This is a genomic window from Metabacillus sp. 113a, from assembly GCF_050107635.1.
GTDB lineage: Bacteria > Bacillota > Bacilli > Bacillales > Bacillaceae > Metabacillus_B.
In genome coordinates this window covers 261703-282169 of record NZ_JBNILJ010000003.1, presented here as the reverse complement: position 1 = coordinate 282169, position 20467 = coordinate 261703, and the positions used below count along the sequence as shown (strand labels likewise).

Below are 20467 nucleotides of genomic sequence, written 5' to 3'. Positions count from 1 at the left end.
GAAATGGAGGAGACCATCAAAGTCAAAGTCAGGTTTTGCGAAACAGATGCACTGGGACATGTAAACAATACAAGTTATTTTATTTATTTTGAAGAAGCGAGGGTTCAGTTTTTTGAAAAAATGGGGCAATCCATGAACTCCGACAGCTGGCCATTCATCCTCGCTTCAGCCTCCTGCGACTTTCTGAGCCAGGCGTATTTTAATCAGGATCTGGTGATTAAAACGACCATTTCAAAGGTGGGCGGAAAAAGCTTCAGCCTTGAACACCTGGTAGAGGATGCAAAGGACGGCAAGGCAGTTGCAAAAGGAAAAGCCTCGATTGTTTTTTATAACTTTACCCACCAAAAAAGCGAAGATATTCCAGACGAACTCAGGAGGCAGCTTGAAGCCTGTTTAGCTCACGCATAAGAAAGGAGGATGGCCTATGGCTTATACCATTCCTGTTCGGGAAGGGGAAGAATTAAATGTTCAAAGACTGGAAGATTATTTAAAAGAGAGATTTACAGGGTTTCCGGAACAGCCTTTGCATATAGAACAATTCGGCACAGGTGCTTCGAACCTTACGTATGCTTTGCAAGCGGGAGACTGGGAAGCGGTGCTGAGAAGACCGCCGCTCGGACCAGTGGCACCTAAAGCCCATGATATGAAAAGGGAGTGCAGCTTTTTGGAAGCTTTGCATCCGCTGTTTCCGGAGGCTCCAAAGCCTTATTTATATGAGGAAAACCCTTCGATCACAGGCGGTCCGTTTTTTCTTATGGAGAGAAGAAAAGGTGTGATGGCTGATTCTTCTCTTCCAGAAGGCATGGAGTTAACAGAGGAGCGAGGGCGGATTTTATCTGAGCTTATGGCAGATAAGCTTGTCCAGCTTCACTCCATTGAGTATGAAACGTCCGGTCTGATTAAGCTCAGTAAGCCGGAGGGCTTTCTTGAACGCCAGGTGAGCGGCTGGATTGAGAGGTATCACCGCTCTAAAACGGACGAAATCCCGCAAATAGATGAGGTAACGGACTGGCTGGAGAAGAATCTGCCTAAGTCTGGAGCCCCTTCTGTAATCCATTACGATTACAAGCTCAACAACGCGCTTTTTACAGAAGATTTAACAGATATGGCCGGGCTGTTTGACTGGGAAATGGCGACAATCGGGGATCCGCTCGCTGATCTTGGGGCCGCGATGAGCTACTGGGTGGAGGAGGACGATCCGGGAAATCTGAAATATGGCTTCGGAAAACCTTCGATTACGGTTCAGCCTGAGTTTTATTCTAGACAGCAGTTTGTGCAGCGATATGCTGAAAAAAGCGGACGTGATGTTTCCGCATTTCCTTACTATTTGTCCTTTGCCTATTTCAAGCTTGCGGTAATCTGCCAGCAAATTTACTCCCGCTATAAGAAGGGACAGACAAAGGATGAACGGTTTGCAAGGTTTGCCCCCTTTGTCCGCACGTTAATTGAACAGTCCTTGCTCACCGCTAAAGGCATCAGGCATGGGTAAAATTCATGTTCTAATGAAAAAAGAAGACATTGAGCCTGGGAAGATAGCCGGGAAAACAGCTGTTGTGTTTGATGTGCTGCTCGCAACCACCACCATTTCAAGTGTTTTATACAATGGAGCAAAAGAAGTCATCCCTGTACTGAATGAACAGGAGGCGCGTGAAACAGCCGCCGGGCTTGAAGAGGGTTCGTATGTGCTGATCGGAGAATACGAGGGCAGAACGATTGATGGCTTTCTCGACCCGGGTCCATCTGGATTAAAAGACCAGGTTTCCGGAAAAACAGCGGTGCTTTCAACAACGAATGGAACGGTGGCTATTCGCAGTTCTGCTCCTGCCAAAGCTGTTTATGCAGCGAGTTTGCTTAATGCGGAAGCCGCCGCCCGGCATTTCTTACGGCGGCATTCAGCCGATACCTTGATTTTTATCTGCTCAGGTTCATCCGGCCAGTTCTGTATTGAAGATTTTCTTGGCGCGGGGTGTCTTATTCATCTGATGACAGGGGATGGGCAATGGGAATTAACGGATGCAGCATTGGCGGCCAAGCTTTTTTACAGCAGCTATAGTGATCAGCAGGCGGACATTCTCAAGTCCTCCCGCGTGGGGAAAATGCTTAAGAAATACGGGTTTGAAAAGGAAGCAGAGTATGCGGCCAGGAGAAGTGTTTATCATGTACTGCCTGTATTAAACGGCCGTTCCATGACTTGTATGAAGGGAGAGTGAGAAATTTGCAAAAGACACCAGTGAAAATTAAAGGCGGAAGCTTTCTATATGAATCATCGGGTTATAAAAGTACATTCACTCCTGAAGATTTTACAAGTGAACATAAAATGATGGCCCAGACTGCGCGCGCTTTTGTTGAACGGGAAATCGATCCGTACCGGGAGGCAATCGAGGAACAGAACTTCGGCCTGGTCGTTGAACGGCTGCGCAAGGCCGGGGAGCTGGGCCTGTTAGCCCACAGCATCCCCGAAAAATACGGAGGGCTCGGACTGGATAAGGTGACGAAAGGAATTGTCGGAGAAGTGATCGGGAGAACAAGCGGCTATGGAGTTGCCCATTCCAATCACACGTGCATTGCAACCCTCCCAATCACTTACTTCGGAACGAGGGAACAAAAAGAAAAGTACCTCCCAAAGCTTGCCTCTGGGGAATACATTGGAGCCTATTGTCTGACAGAGCCGGGCTCAGGATCTGATGCTTTAGCAGCGAAAACGACTGCGGTTTTGAATGAGGAAGGCACCCACTATAAGCTGAACGGCTCTAAACTTTACATCACGAATGCCGTTTTTTCAGACACCTTCATTATTTACGCGAAAATTGACGGGAAGTATTTTTCCGCTTTTATTGCAGAGAGGGACTTTCCTGGATTATCGCTGGGCCCAGAAGAAAAGAAAATGGGGATCAAAGGCTCTTCCACAAGATCTGTTCTATTAGAGGACTGCCTCATTCCAAAGGAGAATCTTCTTGGCGAGGCAGGGAAAGGCCATGTTATTGCATTAAATGTCCTGAACCTGGGGCGGTTTAATCTTGGCTCCGCCTGTATGGGGGCATCAAAGCATGCTCTAAAGCTGGCTCTTGAATTTACGAAAGGGCGTATCCAGTTCGGCCGGAGCATCTCGGAATTTCCGGCAGTAAAAGAGAAGCTTGCTCTAATGGCAGCGAGAATTTTTGCAGCGGAGTCGATTCAGTACAGAACGGCTGGACTGATTGAAGCTGCGCTTGGTGACCTGTACGATTCGGAGGATCACAAACAGATTGGAAGCAGAATGATGGAGTATGCAGCCGAATGTGCCGTCTGCAAAGTCTATGGATCAGAAACTCTTGACTTTGCTGCAGATGAATCCCTTCAGCTCCATGGAGGAGCAGGGTTTATTCAGGAATACCCGATAGAGCAGATGTACAGGGATTCCAGAATTAACCGGATTTTTGAAGGGACGAACGAAATCAACCGGCTGCTTCTGCCGACCCATTTTCTCAGAAAAGCGGCAAAAGGAGAGCTTGATTTGAAAAGCATATACAGCCGGGCCTATCAGGCATTGCAGGACATCCGGAAAACGGATGACACCCCGCTCGGCAACGAAGAGAGGATCGTTGAAAATCTCCGGAATTCTATGCTTGTCTGTTTTGGACTGGCCTATGAAAGGTACGGAGAAAAATTAGCGGAAGAACAGGAAACGATCATGAAATTATCGGATTTGGCTGCCGCTCTATTCGCAGCTGAGTCCTCGCTCCTGCGCACCTTGAAAAAAATAAATGAAAAGGGTGAAGCGAACTCTGAAATGATGATCCGACTGTGTAAAACCGCTGCCGGAGAAGCCTTAATAGAAGGAGAAGCCTTAATTAAACAATTGATTCACCAGCTCATTCAAGATGAAAGAAAAACAGATCTGCTGAGAAAAGTCAGCGAGGCCTTTCTGCAGCTCGGAACATTGGACACCGTGGAGCGCAACCGTTCGATCGCCCAAACGATTTTGACGAAGGGCTCTTATACTGTGAACTGAAAAGGGGGGAGCAATATGGATTTTTACGGGAAAACCGCAATCGTCACCGGAGCTGGAAGCGGTATTGGGATGGAAACAGCCTGTAAGCTTGCCCAAGGCGGGGCAAAAGTCGTTCTCGCAGGGCGAACCGAAGAAAAATTAATAAGAGCCGCTGACTATATTAATAAACAAACACTGAATGAAAATGCGGTCATTTGCCAGGCGGACGTAACGGATGAAAACGATTTGCTGAAGCTTGCTGAATTTGCCAAAAGGCTGGGCAGTCTCGATGTCCTTGTGAACAATGCCGGAGGCTCCGGGCACTCAAAAATTCTTGAAACAGCCCTTGAGGATTGGGATTCAGTCCTGTCCCTTAACTTGAGAAGTGTTTTTCTTGCAAGTAAAATTCTGGGCGGATTAATGGCTGATTTCAGCAAAGAAACAAGCAGGGACAGAGCCATCGTTAATGTTGCCTCCCTATCCGGCTACAAGGCGGGAGCCCGCATCCCTCATTACAGTGCAGCGAAGGCTGGTGTGATTAATTTTACAAAGGCGCTCGCACTCGAGCTTGCACCTTATGGGATCAGGGTGAACTCTGTTTCTCCGGGTTTTACCGAAACCCCCTTAACCGCAGAAGGGCTGCAGAATCCCCAGTTCACAGCATCCATTGAAAGAAATACCGCATTGAAACGCGTCGGGAAGGCGGAGGAGATTGCTCACGTCATTGCATTTGCCGCCTCAGAGAAAGCATCTTATATGACAGGGTCGGATTTGCTTGCAGACGGCGGATGGCTGATTAAATAGGACACGCAAAGCACGGATGAAAATAAATAGAGGGAGGAACACAATGACTCACTTATTAGCTGAACAAAACGGACCGGTGCTTTTCTTAACCTTAAACCGCCCTGAATCCTTAAACTCATTCAGTCCGGAAATGATTCTCGGCTTGACAGACGCACTGAAAAACGCTGAAGCGAATGAAGAAATTAAAGCGATTGTCCTATCAGGAGCAGGCCGGTCATTCAGTGCAGGCGGAGATGTAAAAATGATGGGACAGGTGACGGGCCGGCAGCTTTATGATCACCTGGGGAAGTTGAACGAGTGTGTGATTACGATGAAAAATCTCTCTAAGCCTGTTATTGCCGCTGTCCATGGCTTTGCTGCAGGAGCTGCCTTTAACCTCGCTCTCGCCTGCGACATGATTATTGCTGCGGACGACAGCCAATTTGTTATGAGCTTCGCGCAGGTCGGTCTCATTTCAGACGGCGGAGGGCTTTACTGCCTTCCGAGGTTAATCGGGCCACAGCGGGCAAAGGAACTTTTCTTCAGCGGCGAACCAATTGACGCCGTTACCGCCAGCTCCTATGGAATCGTAAACAAAACGGTTCCCCTCGCCCAACTGGAAGATGAGGCACGTTCCTATGCATTCCGGCTTGCCCAAGGCCCGGTCCAGGCATTTGGGCATATGAAGCGCATCATGGAGCAAGCGTTCAGTTCCACGCTGGAGGATATCCTTGAGCAGGAAAGACTGACACAGGCGATGATGATTGAAACGGCTGATCATCGTGAAGGTGTAGCAGCTTTTAAAGAAAAAAGAAAACCAGTCTTCCAGGGGAAGTGAGGAGAAGAAAATGAAAGCTATTCAATTAAAGGAATACGGCGGACCTGAGGTTATGAAGCTTGTGGATCTCAATACTCCGCAGCCGACAGAAAAAGAAGTTCTGATCAAAATTGAAGCAATCGGAGTCAACTACGCAGATACAGCAAGAAGAGAAGGGCAATATGTGATCGATACACCGCTCCCGTTTGTACCCGGAGCGGAAGTCGCCGGAACCATTGTCGAAGCAGGGGCAGATGCCAAACGATTTAAGAAAGGCGACAAAGTCGTGACGCTTCTTGGCACATCAAGAGCAACTGGCTATGCAGAATATACGGTCGCAGATGAACGGGGCCTTATTCCGATTCCGGATGGTGTAGATCTTCAGCACGCCGTTGCCATGCCTTTACAAGGCCTTAGTGCGTACCACGTTCTAAAAACGATGGGAAGACTGGAAGCTGGAGAAACCGTTCTTGTTCATGCAGCAGCAGGAGGAGTCGGCTCCATTGCCGTTCAGCTGGCCAAGCTGTTCGGAGCAGGCAAAGTCATCGCTACCGCAAGCACGGAAGAAAAGCGGACTGCAGCGAAAGAGCTCGGTGCTGATGCAGCAGTGGATTACACCCAGGATGGCTGGGAAAAAGAGGTGTTGAGCTTAACAGAAGGAAAAGGTGTGGATGTAGCACTTGAGATGGCAGGCGGGGACGTCTTCAGGAAAACCCTCTCCTGCATGGCGCCATTTGGCCGGCTCGTGATTTATGGAGTGGCGAGCGGCGAACAGGCCAGGCTTTATCCATCCTCCCTCATGGGGCAAAATCTTTCAGTCATCGGTTTTTTCCTTCCGCAAATGATGAGGAAAAAAGAGCTTTATACACAAAGCTTAAACGAGCTTCTCGGGTATTTAAGCGAGGGCAAACTCCAGCTGACTATTGGCGGTGTGTATCCCCTCGAGGAAGCGCCGGAGGTTCATCGGATGCTACAGGGGAGAGAAACAAAGGGGAAATTGATTTTAGTTCCGTAAAGGGTTCAAGCTGGCTGAAGAAGACTGCGCGTCTAATCTGGCCAGCTTTTTATGTCGCATTCTTTCATTAAACGTTTTGATTCGTGGATGCGGCAGGGGATAGGAGATGATCAGCTAGTTGGTTTTAAAGTATGGCCAGCAGAGGTGGAGTCGCTGCTGTACATGCACCCGGCCGTGCAGCAGGCCTGTGTTGCCGGGATCCCGGATGAACGGAGGGGGGAGACAGTTAAAGCGTTTATCGTCCTCAATCAGGATCAATCCGATACACAAGCGGAGGAGATTAAGGAATGGGCTAAAGATCAAATGGCTGATTACAAGTATCCGAGAGTCATTGAATTCCGGAAATCCCTTCCAATGATATTCAGTGGGAAATTGCTATGGAGACAACTGTAGGAAGAAGAGCGCCAAAAGGTAGCGGGAGGAATAGACCAATGAAGCTCGAGACAGTGACATGTCCTATATCAGCAGCAGAAGACGCTATCCGTTCAGATGAAAAACTGGCATCTGGTTCATCTCTTTCAACACATTTTGCCCAAGCTTGCTGGTCGTGATTCACTGAAAAAGAACTCGACAATCTGTTGTCAATGAAGCCGCAGCAGCTCGTTCTTAATATGAAGGAAGGGGATATTACCTAACTTCTTTTAGCCGGCCGGGGAAATTAAGACCGGCTTTTTCTTTATTCAGGAAACAAAAAATGTTTCTTATGTATACGTTGTTTTATCCATCTCCAGCGTCAAGCGCTGCAGATGGAAGCAGACGCTTACGCTTTTGCCCTTGAAGCTTCCTCCTTTGACTCAAGTGGGACCTTAACCGGTATAATAAGTTCATATCTTAATGCAGTTAAAACAGGAGGGAATTAAATGAAATATACCGTAATAACCGGGGCAAGTTCAGGAATAGGATATGAGACAGCGCTTGCATTTGCAGAAAGGGGTAAGAATCTGATCATTACGGCCCGCCGCGAGGATGAGCTTAAAAAGCTGAAATCTGAAGTTAAAGCCATTGATTCCCGCTTAGATCCATTGATTCGGCCGGCTGATTTGTCCTCTGCTGAAGAAGCGCATAAGTTTTATGAGGAACTCAAAGAGTATGAGATCGAAACGTGGATTAACAATGCGGGATTTGGAAATTTTGCCTCTGTTGCTGAACAAAATTTAAATAAGATTCAAACGATGCTCCACCTAAATATAGAGGCATTAACGATCTTATCAACTCTTTATACAAGGGATTACTCAGACGAACCTGGAACCCAGCTTATAAACGTGTCATCCGGTGGCGGATACACTATTGTGGCGGATGCAGTCACGTATTGTGCCACAAAATTTTACGTAAGTGCATTTACCGAAGGCCTTGCCCAGGAATTGAAATCAAAGCAAGCGCCCATGCAGGCGAAAGTGCTTGCACCAGCAGCAACAGAAACAGAATTTGCAAAGCGTTCACTGAATCTGGATGAGTTTCAATATGAGGGGGCGGTTCCGAAGTTTCATACGGCGAAAGAAATGGCCGGGTTCTTACTGGACTTGTATGATAGCGAAAAAATCGTTGGAATTGTGGATGGAGAGACGTATGAGTTTCACCTGAAGGATCCGATTTATCCATACGCAGATAGAAATCGCAAATAGATGATGGAAGGCGCCGCTGTTTAGAGCAGGCGCTTTTTTTAGTCGAACCGATTTCTCTGTGCACCCATTCAATATATGAGCCTAAACGACCGGCAAAAGCGCGGTATCGATCGATAAAAGCTCTTTTCTCAGGCTGGATGCATATCTCCCAATTGTTTTCCCAGAGAATCCGCTTAAATATCCTTCGTCGCTTCCAGAATGAAAATGATATAGTTAGAGAAGCTCTATTGCAGAAAGAAGGTACATAGATTGGAAGCATCTCTAGCAAGCAATCGCTCGGTAAAACTAAATTTTTATATGTATTATTTTCTCGTTTTCTTTGGAATTGGTGCCCTTTCTCCGCTGCTTTCCGTTTATTTGAGGGATGACATCGGCCTGTCGGGAAGTCAAATCGGGATGGTGCTCTCAATCAGTCCGGTTGTGATGATTTTAATCCAGCCAGTGTGGGGAATTATAAGCGATGCAACAAAAAAGCCAGTAACCCTTCTTACCATTGCGCTTGTAATGACCGCGGTGATGGGGATTGTGTTTTCGGCAGTTTCAAGCTATGCGCTCATTATTGCAGCAGCTGGTATTCTGGCTGTGTTTCAGGCCGCTTTAATCCCGCTTTCAGACAGTATTTCTATTAATTACGTACAAAAGACGAAAATGGATTATGGCTCCATTCGCTTATGGGGAGCTGTGGGGTTTGCCGTATCTGTACTTGCAGTGGGGAAATTATCAGAAATGACGGGGTTGTCTGTGATTTTCTATACGTTTACATTCGTAATGGGAATTGGAGCGATTTTCGCCTGGCAGCTTCCGAGAGAAAGCAATTCAATTAAAGTCAGCTTTAAAAAAGGGATGGGCGAGCTTGTAAAGGCCCCTTCATATTTTCTTTTTCTTGTCATAGCCTTTCTCATTCTCGGTCCGATTCTCGCAAACAATTTTTACTTCGGTATATTTATAGATGACCTTGGCGGTGGTCTTGCCGGTATTGGTCTGGCATTCATGCTTGCTGCAGGAAGCGAAGCGCCCGTGATGAAATTTGCCAATCGCTGGATTAGGAAATTTGGGATGAAGCAGATTTTGCTTCTGGCGGCGGCTGTCTCCACTCTGAGATGGTTTCTTTACTTTCTTGAACCTCCGATCGGCCTTGTCTATGCTACGACGATTGCTCAGGGATTTTCAACTGGTCTTTTTATTCCGGCCGCTCTTCAGTATGTAAAGGATCTAGCCCCTGTTTCTGCCGGAGCAACGGCAATCGGTCTTTACTCAGCAGTTGGGAATGGGCTTGGTAACTGGTTTTGTACGTTGTTGGGAGGGTTTATTTTAGAGTTTTACTCTGTTTTCGCTGTTTATTTTTTCTTCGGCTGTTTATCACTCGCAGCTGTTATTCTCCTTCTGTTTGTCAAACAGAAGCGAACCGCTTAGCCAAATTCATTTGAAAAGAAGGAAGCGGTTAATAGCGGACCGGTTCAGAGATGTGGCGTTTTATCAGAGGGCCTTTTTCCCTTTAAACAGAAAAAAGTGCTCAGAGCAAGCTGCGCTCAGAGCACTTTTTTACCTTTAACAATGCATAGAAAATTCCTGTCCTTATTCAAACGAAAATAAATCGGTGGACAAATAACGCTCTCCGGTGTCACAGGCAATACAAACGACGGTATCCTCCGGGGTCAGCCGTTTGGCCACTTCAATCGCTGCAAAACAAGCTGCGCCGGAGGATGGTCCGACAAGAATTCCTTCTTCCTTTGCCAGCCGTCTTGCAGTTGTATAAGCATCCTCATCCTCTATTTTGAAAATTTCATCGTATACGTCCTGGTTTAAAATAGAAGGGATAAAGCCGGGGCTTGTTCCAACCAGCTTATGCTTGCCTGGCTTGCCTCCTGATAATACGGGTGATCCAGCCGGCTCTACTACATGCACGGTGAGATCCTCTATATTTGCTTTCAATTCTTCCCCTGTCCCGGTTATAGTTCCGCCTGTGCCGGAGGTGGCAACGAAGGCGCTAAGCTTCTTGCCGATTGAATCCATGGCCTCCATTATTTCATGAGCGGTCGTTTTTCGGTGAGCATCGGGATTGGCTTCATTATCGAATTGCATTGGCATGTAGCTGTCCGGGATTTCCCTCGTTAATTCCTTTGCTTTCTGTATTGCACCAGGCATCTTTTCATTACCCGGAGTCAGAACGACCTTGGCCCCATATGCCTTTAACAGGTTGATGCGTTCTGCAGACATGGTGTCCGGCATAACGAGAATGGCTTTGTATCCTTTTGCGGCTGCGTTCATAGCAAGTCCTATTCCCGTATTGCCGCTTGTCGGCTCAACAATAGTAGAATTTTCATTCAGAAGGCCCTTTTTCTCAGCTTCTTCAATCATTTGAAAAGCTGCGCGGTCTTTTACGCTTTTGCTTGGATTAAAGAATTCGAGCTTTAAGTAGATTTGGGCTCCTCCTTCGGGCGCTAGCTTATTCAGCTTAACTAAAGGCGTCTTCCCAATCAGGTCAGCCATACTATTTGCAATGTCCATTTGAGGTCCCTCCTGAAACGTTTAAGGCTATCATATCAAAAATAAACGGGTAGTACCTAGTGTACGGATTGTGTATCCCCGCCATTCATTTGGTAGAATAAGCGTAAGAGTTTTTAGCAAAGAGGGTTGGAGCATGGGAACACATTATTTTCTGGCTGTCCGGATACCGGAGCAATTAGCTGAACAGATGCATCAGCAGTTCGTTCATGATGAAAGTCTGCAATTCGGCCGCTGGGTTCATCCCCTTGATTATCATATCACTCTTGCTTTTTTAGGAGAGCCCGATACGGAGGAGCAGCTTCTTCAGCTTACGGAAGATTTAACCGATAAGATAAATAAGCAGGAGTTTACTCTTAAAGTCAGTGAAACTGGTACGTTTGGTGCTGAAGAATCACCAAGGATTTTCTGGGCAGGAGTAAACCATTCTGAAGCGTTGGCAGAGTTAAGAGAAATGGTGTATCAAAGCTGTCTTCACAACGGTTTCAAGTTAGATAAGCGGCCGTTCAAGCCTCACATTACCGCTGCAAGAAAATGGACGGGCCGGCGGCCGTATGAGGGTCCGTCAGGAAAACTGCCGGAAATGGCCACTTTTTCTGTCAGGTCGGTAGAATTGCTTGAAACAAGGATGGAGGACACACCGAAATACAAGACCATCCGTTCGTTCAGACTTAAAGGGAAGCAGAACGGATGAATTATGTTAAAACTGCCGGACAGACCGGTATTCTTTTTGGCTTTTCCACAGCCGGTATATATCTTCAAAAGGCCGCCAATCTGCAAGTTCCCGGCAGCATCATCGGAATGATTTTCCTGTTTGTGCTCCTCAGGATTGGCTGGTTTCGGGCAGAGTGGATTCAGGCTGGAAGTTCGTTTCTCCTAAAAAATTTATCGCTGCTGTTTGTACCAGGAACCGTAGGCCTGATTGATTATCTGCACTTATTCAATGGCAGCGGCATTATGAGTCTCGCGGCCGCCTTTATTAGTACCTTCTTGGTCATGGCTGTTTCAGCCTTCATGACTGAAAAATCCCTTCAGCGGAAAAAGAAAAAACAGAGCCGGGAAGGATATGAGTCATGATGTCAACCCTTTTGTCCTTTATAGGCACGATTTTGATCTTTCGCTGGATGAGGATGCTTCATGTGAAATTTCCCGTCCCGCTCTTCCTGCCGATCGTTACGAGTACAGCTCTTATTATTCTGCTTCTTCTAATGACAGGAACGGCTTATCATGCGTATATGGAGGGAGGCCAGCTTATCAGTACATTGCTAGGTCCGGCTGTCGTTGCCTTAGCCGTCCCACTTCATGAGCAATGGGACCGCTTGAAGGAGCATCTGCTTCTGCTTGCAGGGGCCTCCCTTTCCGGTACACTAATCGGACTTTTCAGCGGGATGTATATGGCCATTTGGTTCGGTATGAATGAGGAGATGGTCAGATCGCTCCTCCCCAAATCCGTTACGGCTCCCATAGCAATGGATATTGCTGCGTTGATTAACGGGATCCCGCCACTTAGCGCTGTCTATGTAATGGCAGCAGGTATATCGGGGTCGGTATTTGGTCCTCTGCTATTGAAAAAGCTGAACATTCAGCATCCAATGGCTGCAGGCCTTGGTTTTGGAGCGGCAAGTCATGGAATCGGAACTGCAAGGGCTCTTGAACTGGGAGAGCAGCAGGGGGCAGTGAGTTCAGCAGCGATGACGTTCAGCGCCATTTTTGCTTCCTTGCTTTGTCCGCCAATCGCAGCACTTTTTTTATAAAGGAGACCAAAAATGGGTCAATTAATAAAATTAAGAGATTACATATCCAGGTATGAACTGGATCCCTACCACTACACAGGCCAATTTATCCGTCTGAAAAAGCAGCAATGGGAGCGGGTAAATAAAGCCTGGGAGGAACAGCATTTCGATTCTTATCTTGCCCAGTTTTCCGAGCCCGCTGAAGCTGAGAATACGAAAGCTGCTTTTTGGGGAATGTGGCCGTTTCAAAAGGAGAAAGAAGAGACACGGGGGTATCCTGCTGAGGCTCCAATAGAGGACGGGCCCGATATGCTGTTCTCGCATACTCCTTTATCAACGGAAGATTTGAAGCATGAATTTTTAGACAAGGTCTACCGGTTCCAGCTAAAATGGGCGAGCTCCACGATCAGAGAGCAATCCGATTTTGACAGGCGTTATTTTTACGATGAAAAACTGCAGTTCTTTCTAAAACGTCTGCCTGATCATAATTTGTATATGCATGACGCCGTTCTCGAAATTAAAAATGCGACAGTTGAGCTCGGACCTGTACTAATTACTCCTTCAGGAATTCAGTGCATCGCCTGGGTACCGGGGAGGAATGAAGACATCCTGATAGGGTCCGGGGGCCGGTTCTGGGAAATGAAAAGCGGCAGGCATTCTAAACGGCTGTTGAATCCGCTATTGGATCTAAACAGAACCGCCTCTGTCATCAGAAAAATTTTAAAGAGCCGTAATATTGAATTTCCAATTGAAAAAAGGCTGATTTTCGAGAAGGGCTATGCGGATTTTCAAAATCTCCCGTACGACTTGGAAGTAACAGATAAAAGAAATTTTCACGACTGGTTTACAAAAATGAGAAATCGTTCTTCACCCGTAAAACACGATCAGCTTAAATGTGCCAAAGCCCTGCTTTCATGGACCCACACCCGCTCAAGAGTCCGGAGCGAATGGGAGGATGGGCTAAATTAGCGGGAAGTCCCCTAACACACCATCTTCTCCGGGACATAAAATACATTATAGATTGGGTAAAAAGTGGAGAGACTGAACAATTACAGACCGTGTATTAAATTTGTTTCATCAACCGTTTCTCCAGGGGGGAAGAGCAATGACAAGTGTAAACAGCCCGTTTGAGGCCTACTTAGATGATCTTCATACCATTACTATTTTGCTGCCGAATGAACGCCGGCATTCTTTCAATAAATCTTTTACGGTTACGGATGAAAACGGAAATCAATCTCCATTATCCATGTCGGATTGCTACGATATTGAGAATTTCGTCAAATGCATTTGCCATTCAAGCGTGCAGCTAAAAGCAGGTGCCAGACAGATTGTATCGGACTCAAGCGGTCTTTCCACTGACCTTATGATGGGCGCAGTGATTAGGACTCAAGCTTTTGATGAGCTTTACGGATATGACGGCAAACTTGGTGTACAGTACAGGGAGAAGGAAATCACCCTTAAAGTCTGGGTGCCTACAGCGGTGGAAGTTCGTCTCATTCTTTCTGATCCTTTAGGGGAAAAGTCGGAAATTCCTATGCAGAAATGGGAAAGAGGAGTATGGGAGACAGTCATCTCATCGGAGCACAGAGGGAAATTCTACAAGTACCGGGCCTTGATTAACGGGAAGTGGAGAGAGGCTGCGGATCCGTATGTGGAAGCTGTTTCGAAGAACGGGGAGTGGGGGGTATTAATCAATCCTTCAGACGTGCATGTGGAAAAAATACCTGTCCCTCTCCTGCAGCAGGTTACAGACGCCATAATCTATGAGCTGCATGTCAGAGATTTCTCTATCCATCCGAACAGCGGCTTGCTCGCAAAAGGAAAATATAGAGCATTTACAGAAAAAGGGACCTTCACGAAAAAGGGATTCACATCTGGTATGGATTACATTAAAAGTCTTGGCGTGACTCACCTAGAGCTTCTGCCCGTTTACGATTTTGAAGGAGTAGCAGAAGGGGAGACGGACGGGGGCTATAATTGGGGATACAACCCAGTCCATTTTAACGCACCCGAAGGAAGCTATTCTTCAGACCCCGATAACCCTGCCGCACGGATCCGCGAATTAAAGGAATGCATTCAGGCCATTCACGCCAGCGGTTTGAAAATGATTATGGATGGGGTTTACAATCACGTCTACAATATGAACCTTTCAGCTTTTGAAAAGCTTGTCCCGGGTTATTTTTTCAGGATGGATGAGTATGGCTATCCTTCAAATGGAACGGGAGTGGGCAACGATTTTGCGTCTGAGAGAAGGATGGCGAGGAAATTTATACTGGATTCTGTCCAATTTTGGATGGAGCAATATGATGTAGACGGTATCCGGTTTGATCTGATGGGAATTTTGGATCTGGATACAATGCGAAAGGTAAGAGCGCTGGCTGTTTCCATAAAAGAGGATGCTATTCTTCTAGGAGAAGGATGGGATTTATCAACTCCACTCGGTGCAGAACGAAAAACAACCATTAATAATGCAAAAAAAATTCCTGGAGTGGCTTTTTTCAATGACCGGTTTCGCGACATGGTTAAAGGCAGCACCTTCCTGCATGGCGACAGAGGATTTTCAATGGGAGATGAGGGAAAAAAGAGGAAGCCCTTACGGCATTGAGAGGGATTGTTCAATACAGCAAGGATTCTCCTAAGGTGCTTGAGGATCCCTCCCAATCGGTGAACTATGTTGAATCCCACGATAACCACACGTATTGGGATAAACTGAAAATGGCTGTTCCAAATGCATCCGATGAAAAGCTGCGCCGCTATCAAAGACTTGCGTCCTCCATGGTCATTCTTTCGCAGGGCATTCCGTTTTTGCACGCCGGCCAGGAATTTTACCGTACAAAGCAAGGATGCGAGAACAGCTATAACCAAAGCGATGAAATCAATCAGCTGGACTGGGATTTAAGAGAAACGTTTGATCACGATGTTGAGGAATTAAAAAAATTAATCAGTCTGCGCAAAAGTCATGGTGCCTTCAGGCTGATTGATAAAGAAAAGACAGAACGGCATTTTCACGCGCTGCCCTCTCCTCCTTCTGCTATATTTTATGTGCTGAAGGAAGTCGCGGAATATGGCTCCTGGACGGAAATAGCAGTGGTTCACAACGCATGGGAGCATCCGGTGGAGCTGGATTTGCCTGGAGAAGGGAATTGGCAGCTGGCTTATGCACCAAAGGAAGAAACGGGACTAAGCTATGCCGGTATTGGCAAGCTAATGATTAATAAGATAGGAACGTATGTATTGTTTAAGACTTAGGCCTTAGTTTTTCTTGACGGGAAATACCAGAAAACGATAAAATTTAAAAGGACGGCTATTGGATGCTGGTTTATATTGCCTCAATTAGCGGTCTTTTTATTTTTCTACAGGAAGCAATCGGTATTCAAATATAACAAAACGGCTGGGGAGGTGTACTGTTCTTTTAATAGTCCATCTTCATTTGCCTTGCTGGCTTATAGGATAAAAATCTTAACACGAAATGATGGGTTGACATTGAATCAAAATTGGCTGGAACATCTGCTCGGTCAAGAGTGGGAGCTTTCTCCTGCCGGAGGGGCAACGGGAGAAGCGTATTACGCCCGGAATGGGGAACAAAAGCTTTTCTTAAAACGAAATAGTTCGCCATTTCTCGCAGTTCTCTCAGCAGAAGGAATCGTTCCAAAGCTGGTTTGGACAAGAAGAATGGAAAATGGCGATGTGATAACGGCGCAGCACTGGCTGGAAGGCCGGGAGCTTAAGCCTGCTGACATGGACGGCGATCATGTAGCAGCTCTTTTACACAAAATTCATCATTCAAAAGAACTGCTGGATATGCTTAACAGACTCGAGAAGAATCCGATGACGCCTTCTTCCATTATTGAGGACATAAAGCAAACACTGGAATTTGAAAATTTTTGTCCTCCGGAAATTGAAGAAGCTCTTCACTATTTGGATGAACGGCTGCCTGAAATGGAAGTGAAAGAAACCGCCGTTTGCCACTGTGATCTCAATCACAACAATTGGCTTCTTTCCCAGAATGGACAGCTTTATCTGATTGATTGGGATGGGGCTGTTATTGCAGATCCGGCAATCGATTTAGGCAATCTGCTTTATTCCTATATTGAGGAAAGCCGGTGGGCGGAATGGCTTTCCCAATATGGTCTGGAACTGACAGATCAGCTCAGGCTCCGCATGTATTGGTATGTGCTGGCACAGACAATCGTCTCGCTCATGTGGAATCGTTCCAAGAACCACCTAAAGGAACTGCACCAGGCGTTTGAGCATCTGAACTGGCTCCTTGCCCATAAAGTTTAGGAAAACGAATCAATATCCTGGATCCACTGGGTCAGATTTTCTTGCTGTGACGTAATGTGCTCGTTTATTTCAGGAGCTGATTTTCCTCTTTGACTGTATTCATAAATATTTTGAAGAACATTTTTAACGTCCTTGGTTACGTTTGAATTGACCATTAAGGATTTGATCAGGCGTTCAATCTGCTCACATTCAGCTACGGTTCCGCAGCAGTCAGCCTGCTGCTCTGTTAAAATGTCTTTCAGCAAAGTAACCTGGTTGTGATAATCCAGCGGCATATTTATCATCCTTTCATCGTCTTCATACCTATAAGATGTTCAACTGAATCCTTTTTATGTAACGCTCCGGCATGCAGAGGCTGCCGGTTTTTATCTGTTCGTGAACCTGTCCCGAATTGCGAAAACATTGGGGACATGCTATTTTTAACCGAGAATAAACGTACATGAGGTGTTAGTATGCGAGTAAGAAACAAACCGTGGGCGAGTGAATTTATAGCGGAGAACCGGCATATCGCCATTGCCAGTCCAGAAAACCTTAAAGGAAAATGGCAGGAGTATTTTGGGAATGAGAATCCCATTCATATAGAAGTTGGAACAGGAAAAGGACAGTTTTTAGCAGGAATGGCTAAAGCAAATCCTGCCATCAATTACATCGGCATTGAGCTTTTTGAAAGTGTAATGGTCATTGCGGTTCAAAAGGTGCTGGATGCCGAAGTCACGAATCTTAAGCTGCTGAATGTGGATGCGGCGGACCTTACTGAGGTTTTCGAAAACGGAGAGGTAAGCCGCGTGTATCTCAATTTCTCCGACCCGTGGCCAAAGAAGCGCCATGAAAAGCGCCGGCTTACATTTAAGACGTTCCTGAGCCTTTACGAACAGCTGCTTAAAAAAGGCGGAGAAATTCACTTTAAAACCGATAACCAGGGACTGTTCGAATATTCATTAAAGAGCTTCTCTGAATATGGGCTGCTGCTGACCTATGTAAGTCTGGATCTTCATGAAAGTGATTTTGAAGGAAATGTTATGACAGAATACGAAGAAAAATTCGCCAATAAAGGCCAAAGAATATACCGGGCTGAAGCGAAATTCCTCAACGAATAAGTACGAAAACCTGGTTGGCCCTTTCTCTGGTGAGAGCGGGTCATCAGGTTTTTTTACGTTATGCAAACGTCTCCCGGCCATCTCCTTGCCATTGGAGGCATCCTTTGCTGCGGCACGTCTCACGGGATTGAGCTTTTCCTAAATACTGCAGGGCCGGATTAGAGGAGCTTTTCAGATTGTGAATGAACAATTTCCTGTTAAAATATAAAGGGGAGGGATTTTAATGGAACAATTGCACATAGGTGGAATAAAACTGACATGGTTAAATGGAGGGGTAACCCATATGGATGGGGGAGCGATGTTTGGAGTCGTGCCCAAAGCTCTTTGGACTAGGAAGTACCCGGTTAATGACCTCAATCAGATTGAGCTGCGTACAGATCCGATTCTTGTCCAAAAAGACGGAATAAATCTTTTAGTGGAATCCGGCATTGGAAACGGGCGCTTGACAGAAAAACAGCTGAGAAATTATGGAGTGAATGAAGAGTCAAAGGCAGAGGAATCTTTGAAAGAGCTTGGATTGTCTCCAAGCGATATTGATATCGTCCTGCTGACACATCTGCATTTTGACCATGCTACTGGATTATCAGAAGAAAAGGATGGGGAACTGCAGTCTGTATTTCCGAATGCAAAGCTCATAACAAGTGAAACAGAATGGAACGAAATGAGAAATCCGAATATTCGATCTAAGAATACATACTGGAAAGAAAACTGGAAGGCGATTGAGGATCAGGTGGAACCATTTACCGGCCGGAAGGAGGTCCTTCCCGGCATAACTATGATTCATACAGGCGGCCACAGTGACGGCCACAGTATCCTTTTATTTGAAGATCAAGGAGAAACTGCGGTTCATATGGCAGATTTAATGCCTACCCATGCCCATGAAAATGTGCTTTGGGTTCTTGCCTATGATGACTATCCGATGACATCTATTGAGCAGAAGGAAAAATGGCTGAAGTTTGCGGCTGAAAAGGAAGCATGGATGACGTTTTACCATGATGCAGAGTACAGGGCAGTTAAGTGGAATGCATCAAGGGAGACCGTTAAAACGGTAGTTAGGATAAGATAGGAAGGGTGGTGCTGTTCCAGAGGCATGAGCGCCAGGCCATATAAAAAAGAAACAGAAGAAGCTCTTCTGTTTCTAAATGTTTACGACACTTTGTTCACTTCAAGCAAAAGCCCGGTTTGAGCATGAACGATTGCTTCAAATTGCTCAAGAGCTCCTTCAGTGGTTCTGGTGATGCCTGTTTTGTAAACTTTGTGATTCGAATCATGGATGGAATAATCCTCTGGAACGGTGTAGATCCAGGAACCTTCAATCGGTCCTTTTTTCCGGAATTCCTTTTTAACGAGCTGGAGTGCTTTATCGGACGAAATAAATGGGGATTTCAGCTGGTCTTTTAACAGGTAAGCTGCAGCAAACCCAAGTGCAATCCCAGCGAGTAAACCTTTGCATTTCATGATTATCTGCCTCCTTAAGCTTTTCTATTTCAGTATACCTAAGATGTGCTGACATGTTAAGCAGGGTGTATACATATTCACACAAAAATAGAAAAGGGGTTTTCAAATTGAACAAAGAAACAATGGAACTTTTCAAAACGCTGACTGAGCTTCCGGGTGCACCGGGAAACGAGCATCAGGTAAGAAAGTTTATGAAAACACAGCTGGCTCTTTATTCAGAAGAAATCGTTCAGGACCGGTTAGGCGGTATTTTTGGGGTCAAAAGAGGAAATCCTGAAGGACCTGTCATTATGGCTGCAGGGCATATGGATGAGACGGGGTTCATGGTCACGTCCATCACAAAAAACGGCATGCTTCGTTTCCAGCCGCTTGGAGGATGGTGGAACCAGGTTCTTCTTGCGCAGCGCGTAATGATCTACACAAATAATGGGCCTGTACCTGGAGTAATCGGTTCGATCCCTCCACACAACCTGAGCGAAGAACAGCGGAAAAAGCCGATGGAAATGAAGAATATGCTTATCGATATCGGTGCAGACAGCGATGAAGATGCCAGGGAGATTGGAATAAAACCCGGTCAGCAAATTATTCCCGACAGTTCCTTTACCCGGCTCGCAAATCCTAAAAAACTCATGGCGAAAGCATGGGACAACCGGTATGGCTGCGGACTGTCCATTGAGTTATTAAAAGAGCTGAAGGATGAAAAAACAGAAAACATTCTTTATGCCGGTGCAACCGTTCAGGAAGAGGCTGGATTACGCGGTGCACAGGCTGCCGCCAACATGATTAAACCGGATTTATTCTTTGCCATGGATGCAAGTCCTGCAAACGATATGACAGGCGACAAAAAAGAATTTGGACATCTTGGCAAAGGAGCGCTGCTAAGGATTCTGGACCGTTCTATGGTCACTCATAGAGGGATGAGAGAATTTGTTCTTGATACGGCAGAAACTCATCGAATTCCTTATCAGTACTTTGTTTCCCAGGGGGGAACAGATGCAGGAAGAGTTCATATTTCAAATGAAGGAGTCCCTTCCGCAGTAATCGGCATTTGTTCGAGGTATATTCACACGCATGCTTCAATCGTGCATGTGGATGATTATGCTGCAGCAAAGGAGCTTCTGGTGAAATTAGTTAAAGCATGTGACCGGACAACCGTTGATGCGATTAAATCGAATGGATAATG

At 46.1% G+C, this 20467-nt stretch carries 22 protein-coding genes and 1 pseudogene; 20 read left to right on the top strand and 3 right to left on the bottom strand.

All coding sequences use genetic code 11. The features are described 5' to 3' along the window. Positions 1 to 3 precede the first annotated feature (3 nt). The 10 genes and pseudogenes from ACQCVE_RS07600 to ACQCVE_RS07555 all read left to right on the top strand — a co-directional run bounded on the left by ACQCVE_RS07600 (position 4) and on the right by ACQCVE_RS07555 (position 9620). A complete protein-coding gene (locus tag ACQCVE_RS07600; RefSeq protein ID WP_426862315.1) occupies positions 4 to 408 on the top strand; it encodes an acyl-CoA thioesterase in 405 nt (134 codons plus the stop codon). 16 nt (positions 409 to 424) lie between these two features. Continuing rightward, the gene (locus ACQCVE_RS07595; protein WP_426862313.1) at positions 425 to 1489 is read left to right on the top strand and encodes a phosphotransferase family protein; all 1065 of its coding nucleotides are present in this window, start codon (positions 425 to 427) and stop codon (positions 1487 to 1489) included. After that, positions 1482 to 2210: a 2-phosphosulfolactate phosphatase gene (locus ACQCVE_RS07590; RefSeq protein WP_426843486.1), complete on the top strand. Its 729-nt coding sequence runs from the start codon at positions 1482 to 1484 to the stop codon at positions 2208 to 2210. Before ACQCVE_RS07595 ends, ACQCVE_RS07590 begins: the two co-directional genes overlap by 8 nt. 5 nt (positions 2211 to 2215) lie before the next feature. Next, entirely contained in the window at positions 2216 to 3991 is a 1776-nt protein-coding gene (locus ACQCVE_RS07585) for an acyl-CoA dehydrogenase family protein (RefSeq protein ID WP_426843487.1), read from the top strand. A 15-nt stretch (positions 3992 to 4006) separates the two neighbouring features. Continuing rightward, the gene (locus ACQCVE_RS07580; RefSeq protein ID WP_426843488.1) at positions 4007 to 4774 is read left to right on the top strand and encodes an SDR family NAD(P)-dependent oxidoreductase; all 768 of its coding nucleotides are present in this window, start codon (positions 4007 to 4009) and stop codon (positions 4772 to 4774) included. A gap of 43 nt (positions 4775 to 4817) precedes the next feature. Next, entirely contained in the window at positions 4818 to 5591 is a 774-nt protein-coding gene (locus ACQCVE_RS07575) for an enoyl-CoA hydratase/isomerase family protein (RefSeq protein ID WP_426843489.1), read from the top strand. Between the two features lie 10 nt (positions 5592 to 5601). Continuing rightward, on the top strand, positions 5602 to 6585 hold the full coding sequence (locus tag ACQCVE_RS07570; protein ID WP_426843490.1) for a quinone oxidoreductase family protein: 984 nt from the start codon (positions 5602 to 5604) through the stop codon (positions 6583 to 6585). Positions 6586 to 6705: 120 nt separating this feature from the next. Continuing rightward, a pseudogene (locus ACQCVE_RS07565) lies at positions 6706 to 6978 on the top strand (AMP-binding enzyme); the annotation flags it as partial. Positions 6979 to 7445: 467 nt separating this feature from the next. Then, positions 7446 to 8207, top strand: a complete 762-nt coding sequence (locus ACQCVE_RS07560; protein WP_426843491.1) for an SDR family NAD(P)-dependent oxidoreductase — start codon at positions 7446 to 7448, stop codon at positions 8205 to 8207. 249 nt (positions 8208 to 8456) lie between these two features. Next, a complete protein-coding gene (locus tag ACQCVE_RS07555) occupies positions 8457 to 9620 on the top strand; it encodes an MFS transporter (protein WP_426862311.1) in 1164 nt (387 codons plus the stop codon). Between the two features lie 162 nt (positions 9621 to 9782). On the opposite strand, the gene cysK is transcribed toward ACQCVE_RS07555, so the two are convergent. Next, complete coding sequence (gene cysK, locus ACQCVE_RS07550; RefSeq protein WP_426862310.1) at positions 9783 to 10715, bottom strand: cysteine synthase A; 933 nt, start codon at positions 10713 to 10715, stop codon at positions 9783 to 9785. Between the two features lie 133 nt (positions 10716 to 10848). Between cysK and thpR the strand changes: the two genes are divergently transcribed. From thpR to ACQCVE_RS07515, 7 genes are all read left to right on the top strand, one after another. Beyond that, positions 10849 to 11406, top strand: coding sequence for an RNA 2',3'-cyclic phosphodiesterase (thpR, locus tag ACQCVE_RS07545; RefSeq protein WP_426843495.1), 558 nt, complete (start codon positions 10849 to 10851; stop codon positions 11404 to 11406). After that, positions 11403 to 11789 (top strand): CidA/LrgA family protein, encoded by a 387-nt coding sequence (locus ACQCVE_RS07540; RefSeq protein WP_426843496.1) that lies wholly within the window; start codon positions 11403 to 11405, stop codon positions 11787 to 11789. Before thpR ends, ACQCVE_RS07540 begins: the two co-directional genes overlap by 4 nt. Then, positions 11786 to 12466, top strand: a complete 681-nt coding sequence (locus tag ACQCVE_RS07535; protein ID WP_426862308.1) for an LrgB family protein — start codon at positions 11786 to 11788, stop codon at positions 12464 to 12466. The genes ACQCVE_RS07540 and ACQCVE_RS07535 overlap by 4 nt, the downstream gene beginning before the upstream one ends. A 12-nt stretch (positions 12467 to 12478) precedes the next feature. Next, positions 12479 to 13414, top strand: a complete 936-nt coding sequence (locus tag ACQCVE_RS07530) for a nuclease-related domain-containing protein (RefSeq protein WP_426843497.1) — start codon at positions 12479 to 12481, stop codon at positions 13412 to 13414. A gap of 136 nt (positions 13415 to 13550) precedes the next feature. Then, positions 13551 to 15050, top strand: coding sequence for a type I pullulanase (gene pulA, locus ACQCVE_RS07525; protein ID WP_426862307.1), 1500 nt, complete (start codon positions 13551 to 13553; stop codon positions 15048 to 15050). Further along, a complete protein-coding gene (locus ACQCVE_RS07520; RefSeq protein ID WP_426862305.1) occupies positions 15047 to 15694 on the top strand; it encodes a hypothetical protein in 648 nt (215 codons plus the stop codon). The genes pulA and ACQCVE_RS07520 overlap by 4 nt, the downstream gene beginning before the upstream one ends. Positions 15695 to 15922: 228 nt before the next feature. Further along, positions 15923 to 16729, top strand: coding sequence for a phosphotransferase family protein (locus tag ACQCVE_RS07515; RefSeq protein WP_426843499.1), 807 nt, complete (start codon positions 15923 to 15925; stop codon positions 16727 to 16729). Here the strand turns inward: ACQCVE_RS07515 and ACQCVE_RS07510 are convergent. Next, positions 16726 to 17004 carry a YtzH-like family protein gene (locus ACQCVE_RS07510; RefSeq protein ID WP_426843500.1) on the bottom strand — a complete coding sequence of 93 codons (279 nt, stop codon included), beginning with the start codon at positions 17002 to 17004 and terminating at the stop codon, positions 16726 to 16728. The two genes, ACQCVE_RS07515 and ACQCVE_RS07510, sit on opposite strands and share 4 nt — an antisense overlap. A 177-nt stretch (positions 17005 to 17181) precedes the next feature. Between ACQCVE_RS07510 and trmB the strand changes: the two genes are divergently transcribed. Continuing rightward, positions 17182 to 17826: a tRNA (guanosine(46)-N7)-methyltransferase TrmB gene (gene trmB, locus ACQCVE_RS07505; protein ID WP_426862303.1), complete on the top strand. Its 645-nt coding sequence runs from the start codon at positions 17182 to 17184 to the stop codon at positions 17824 to 17826. A 223-nt stretch (positions 17827 to 18049) separates the two neighbouring features. After that, positions 18050 to 18892: a YtnP family quorum-quenching lactonase gene (locus tag ACQCVE_RS07500; protein ID WP_426862302.1), complete on the top strand. Its 843-nt coding sequence runs from the start codon at positions 18050 to 18052 to the stop codon at positions 18890 to 18892. Positions 18893 to 18972: 80 nt separating this feature from the next. Here ACQCVE_RS07500 and ACQCVE_RS07495 read toward each other — a convergent pair whose 3' ends face one another. Continuing rightward, positions 18973 to 19284 (bottom strand): PepSY domain-containing protein, encoded by a 312-nt coding sequence (locus ACQCVE_RS07495; protein ID WP_426843504.1) that lies wholly within the window; start codon positions 19282 to 19284, stop codon positions 18973 to 18975. 107 nt (positions 19285 to 19391) lie between these two features. Here ACQCVE_RS07495 and ACQCVE_RS07490 point away from each other — a divergent pair, with 107 nt between their 5' ends. Next, positions 19392 to 20465 (top strand): M42 family metallopeptidase, encoded by a 1074-nt coding sequence (locus ACQCVE_RS07490; protein WP_426843505.1) that lies wholly within the window; start codon positions 19392 to 19394, stop codon positions 20463 to 20465. Positions 20466 to 20467 lie beyond the last annotated feature (2 nt).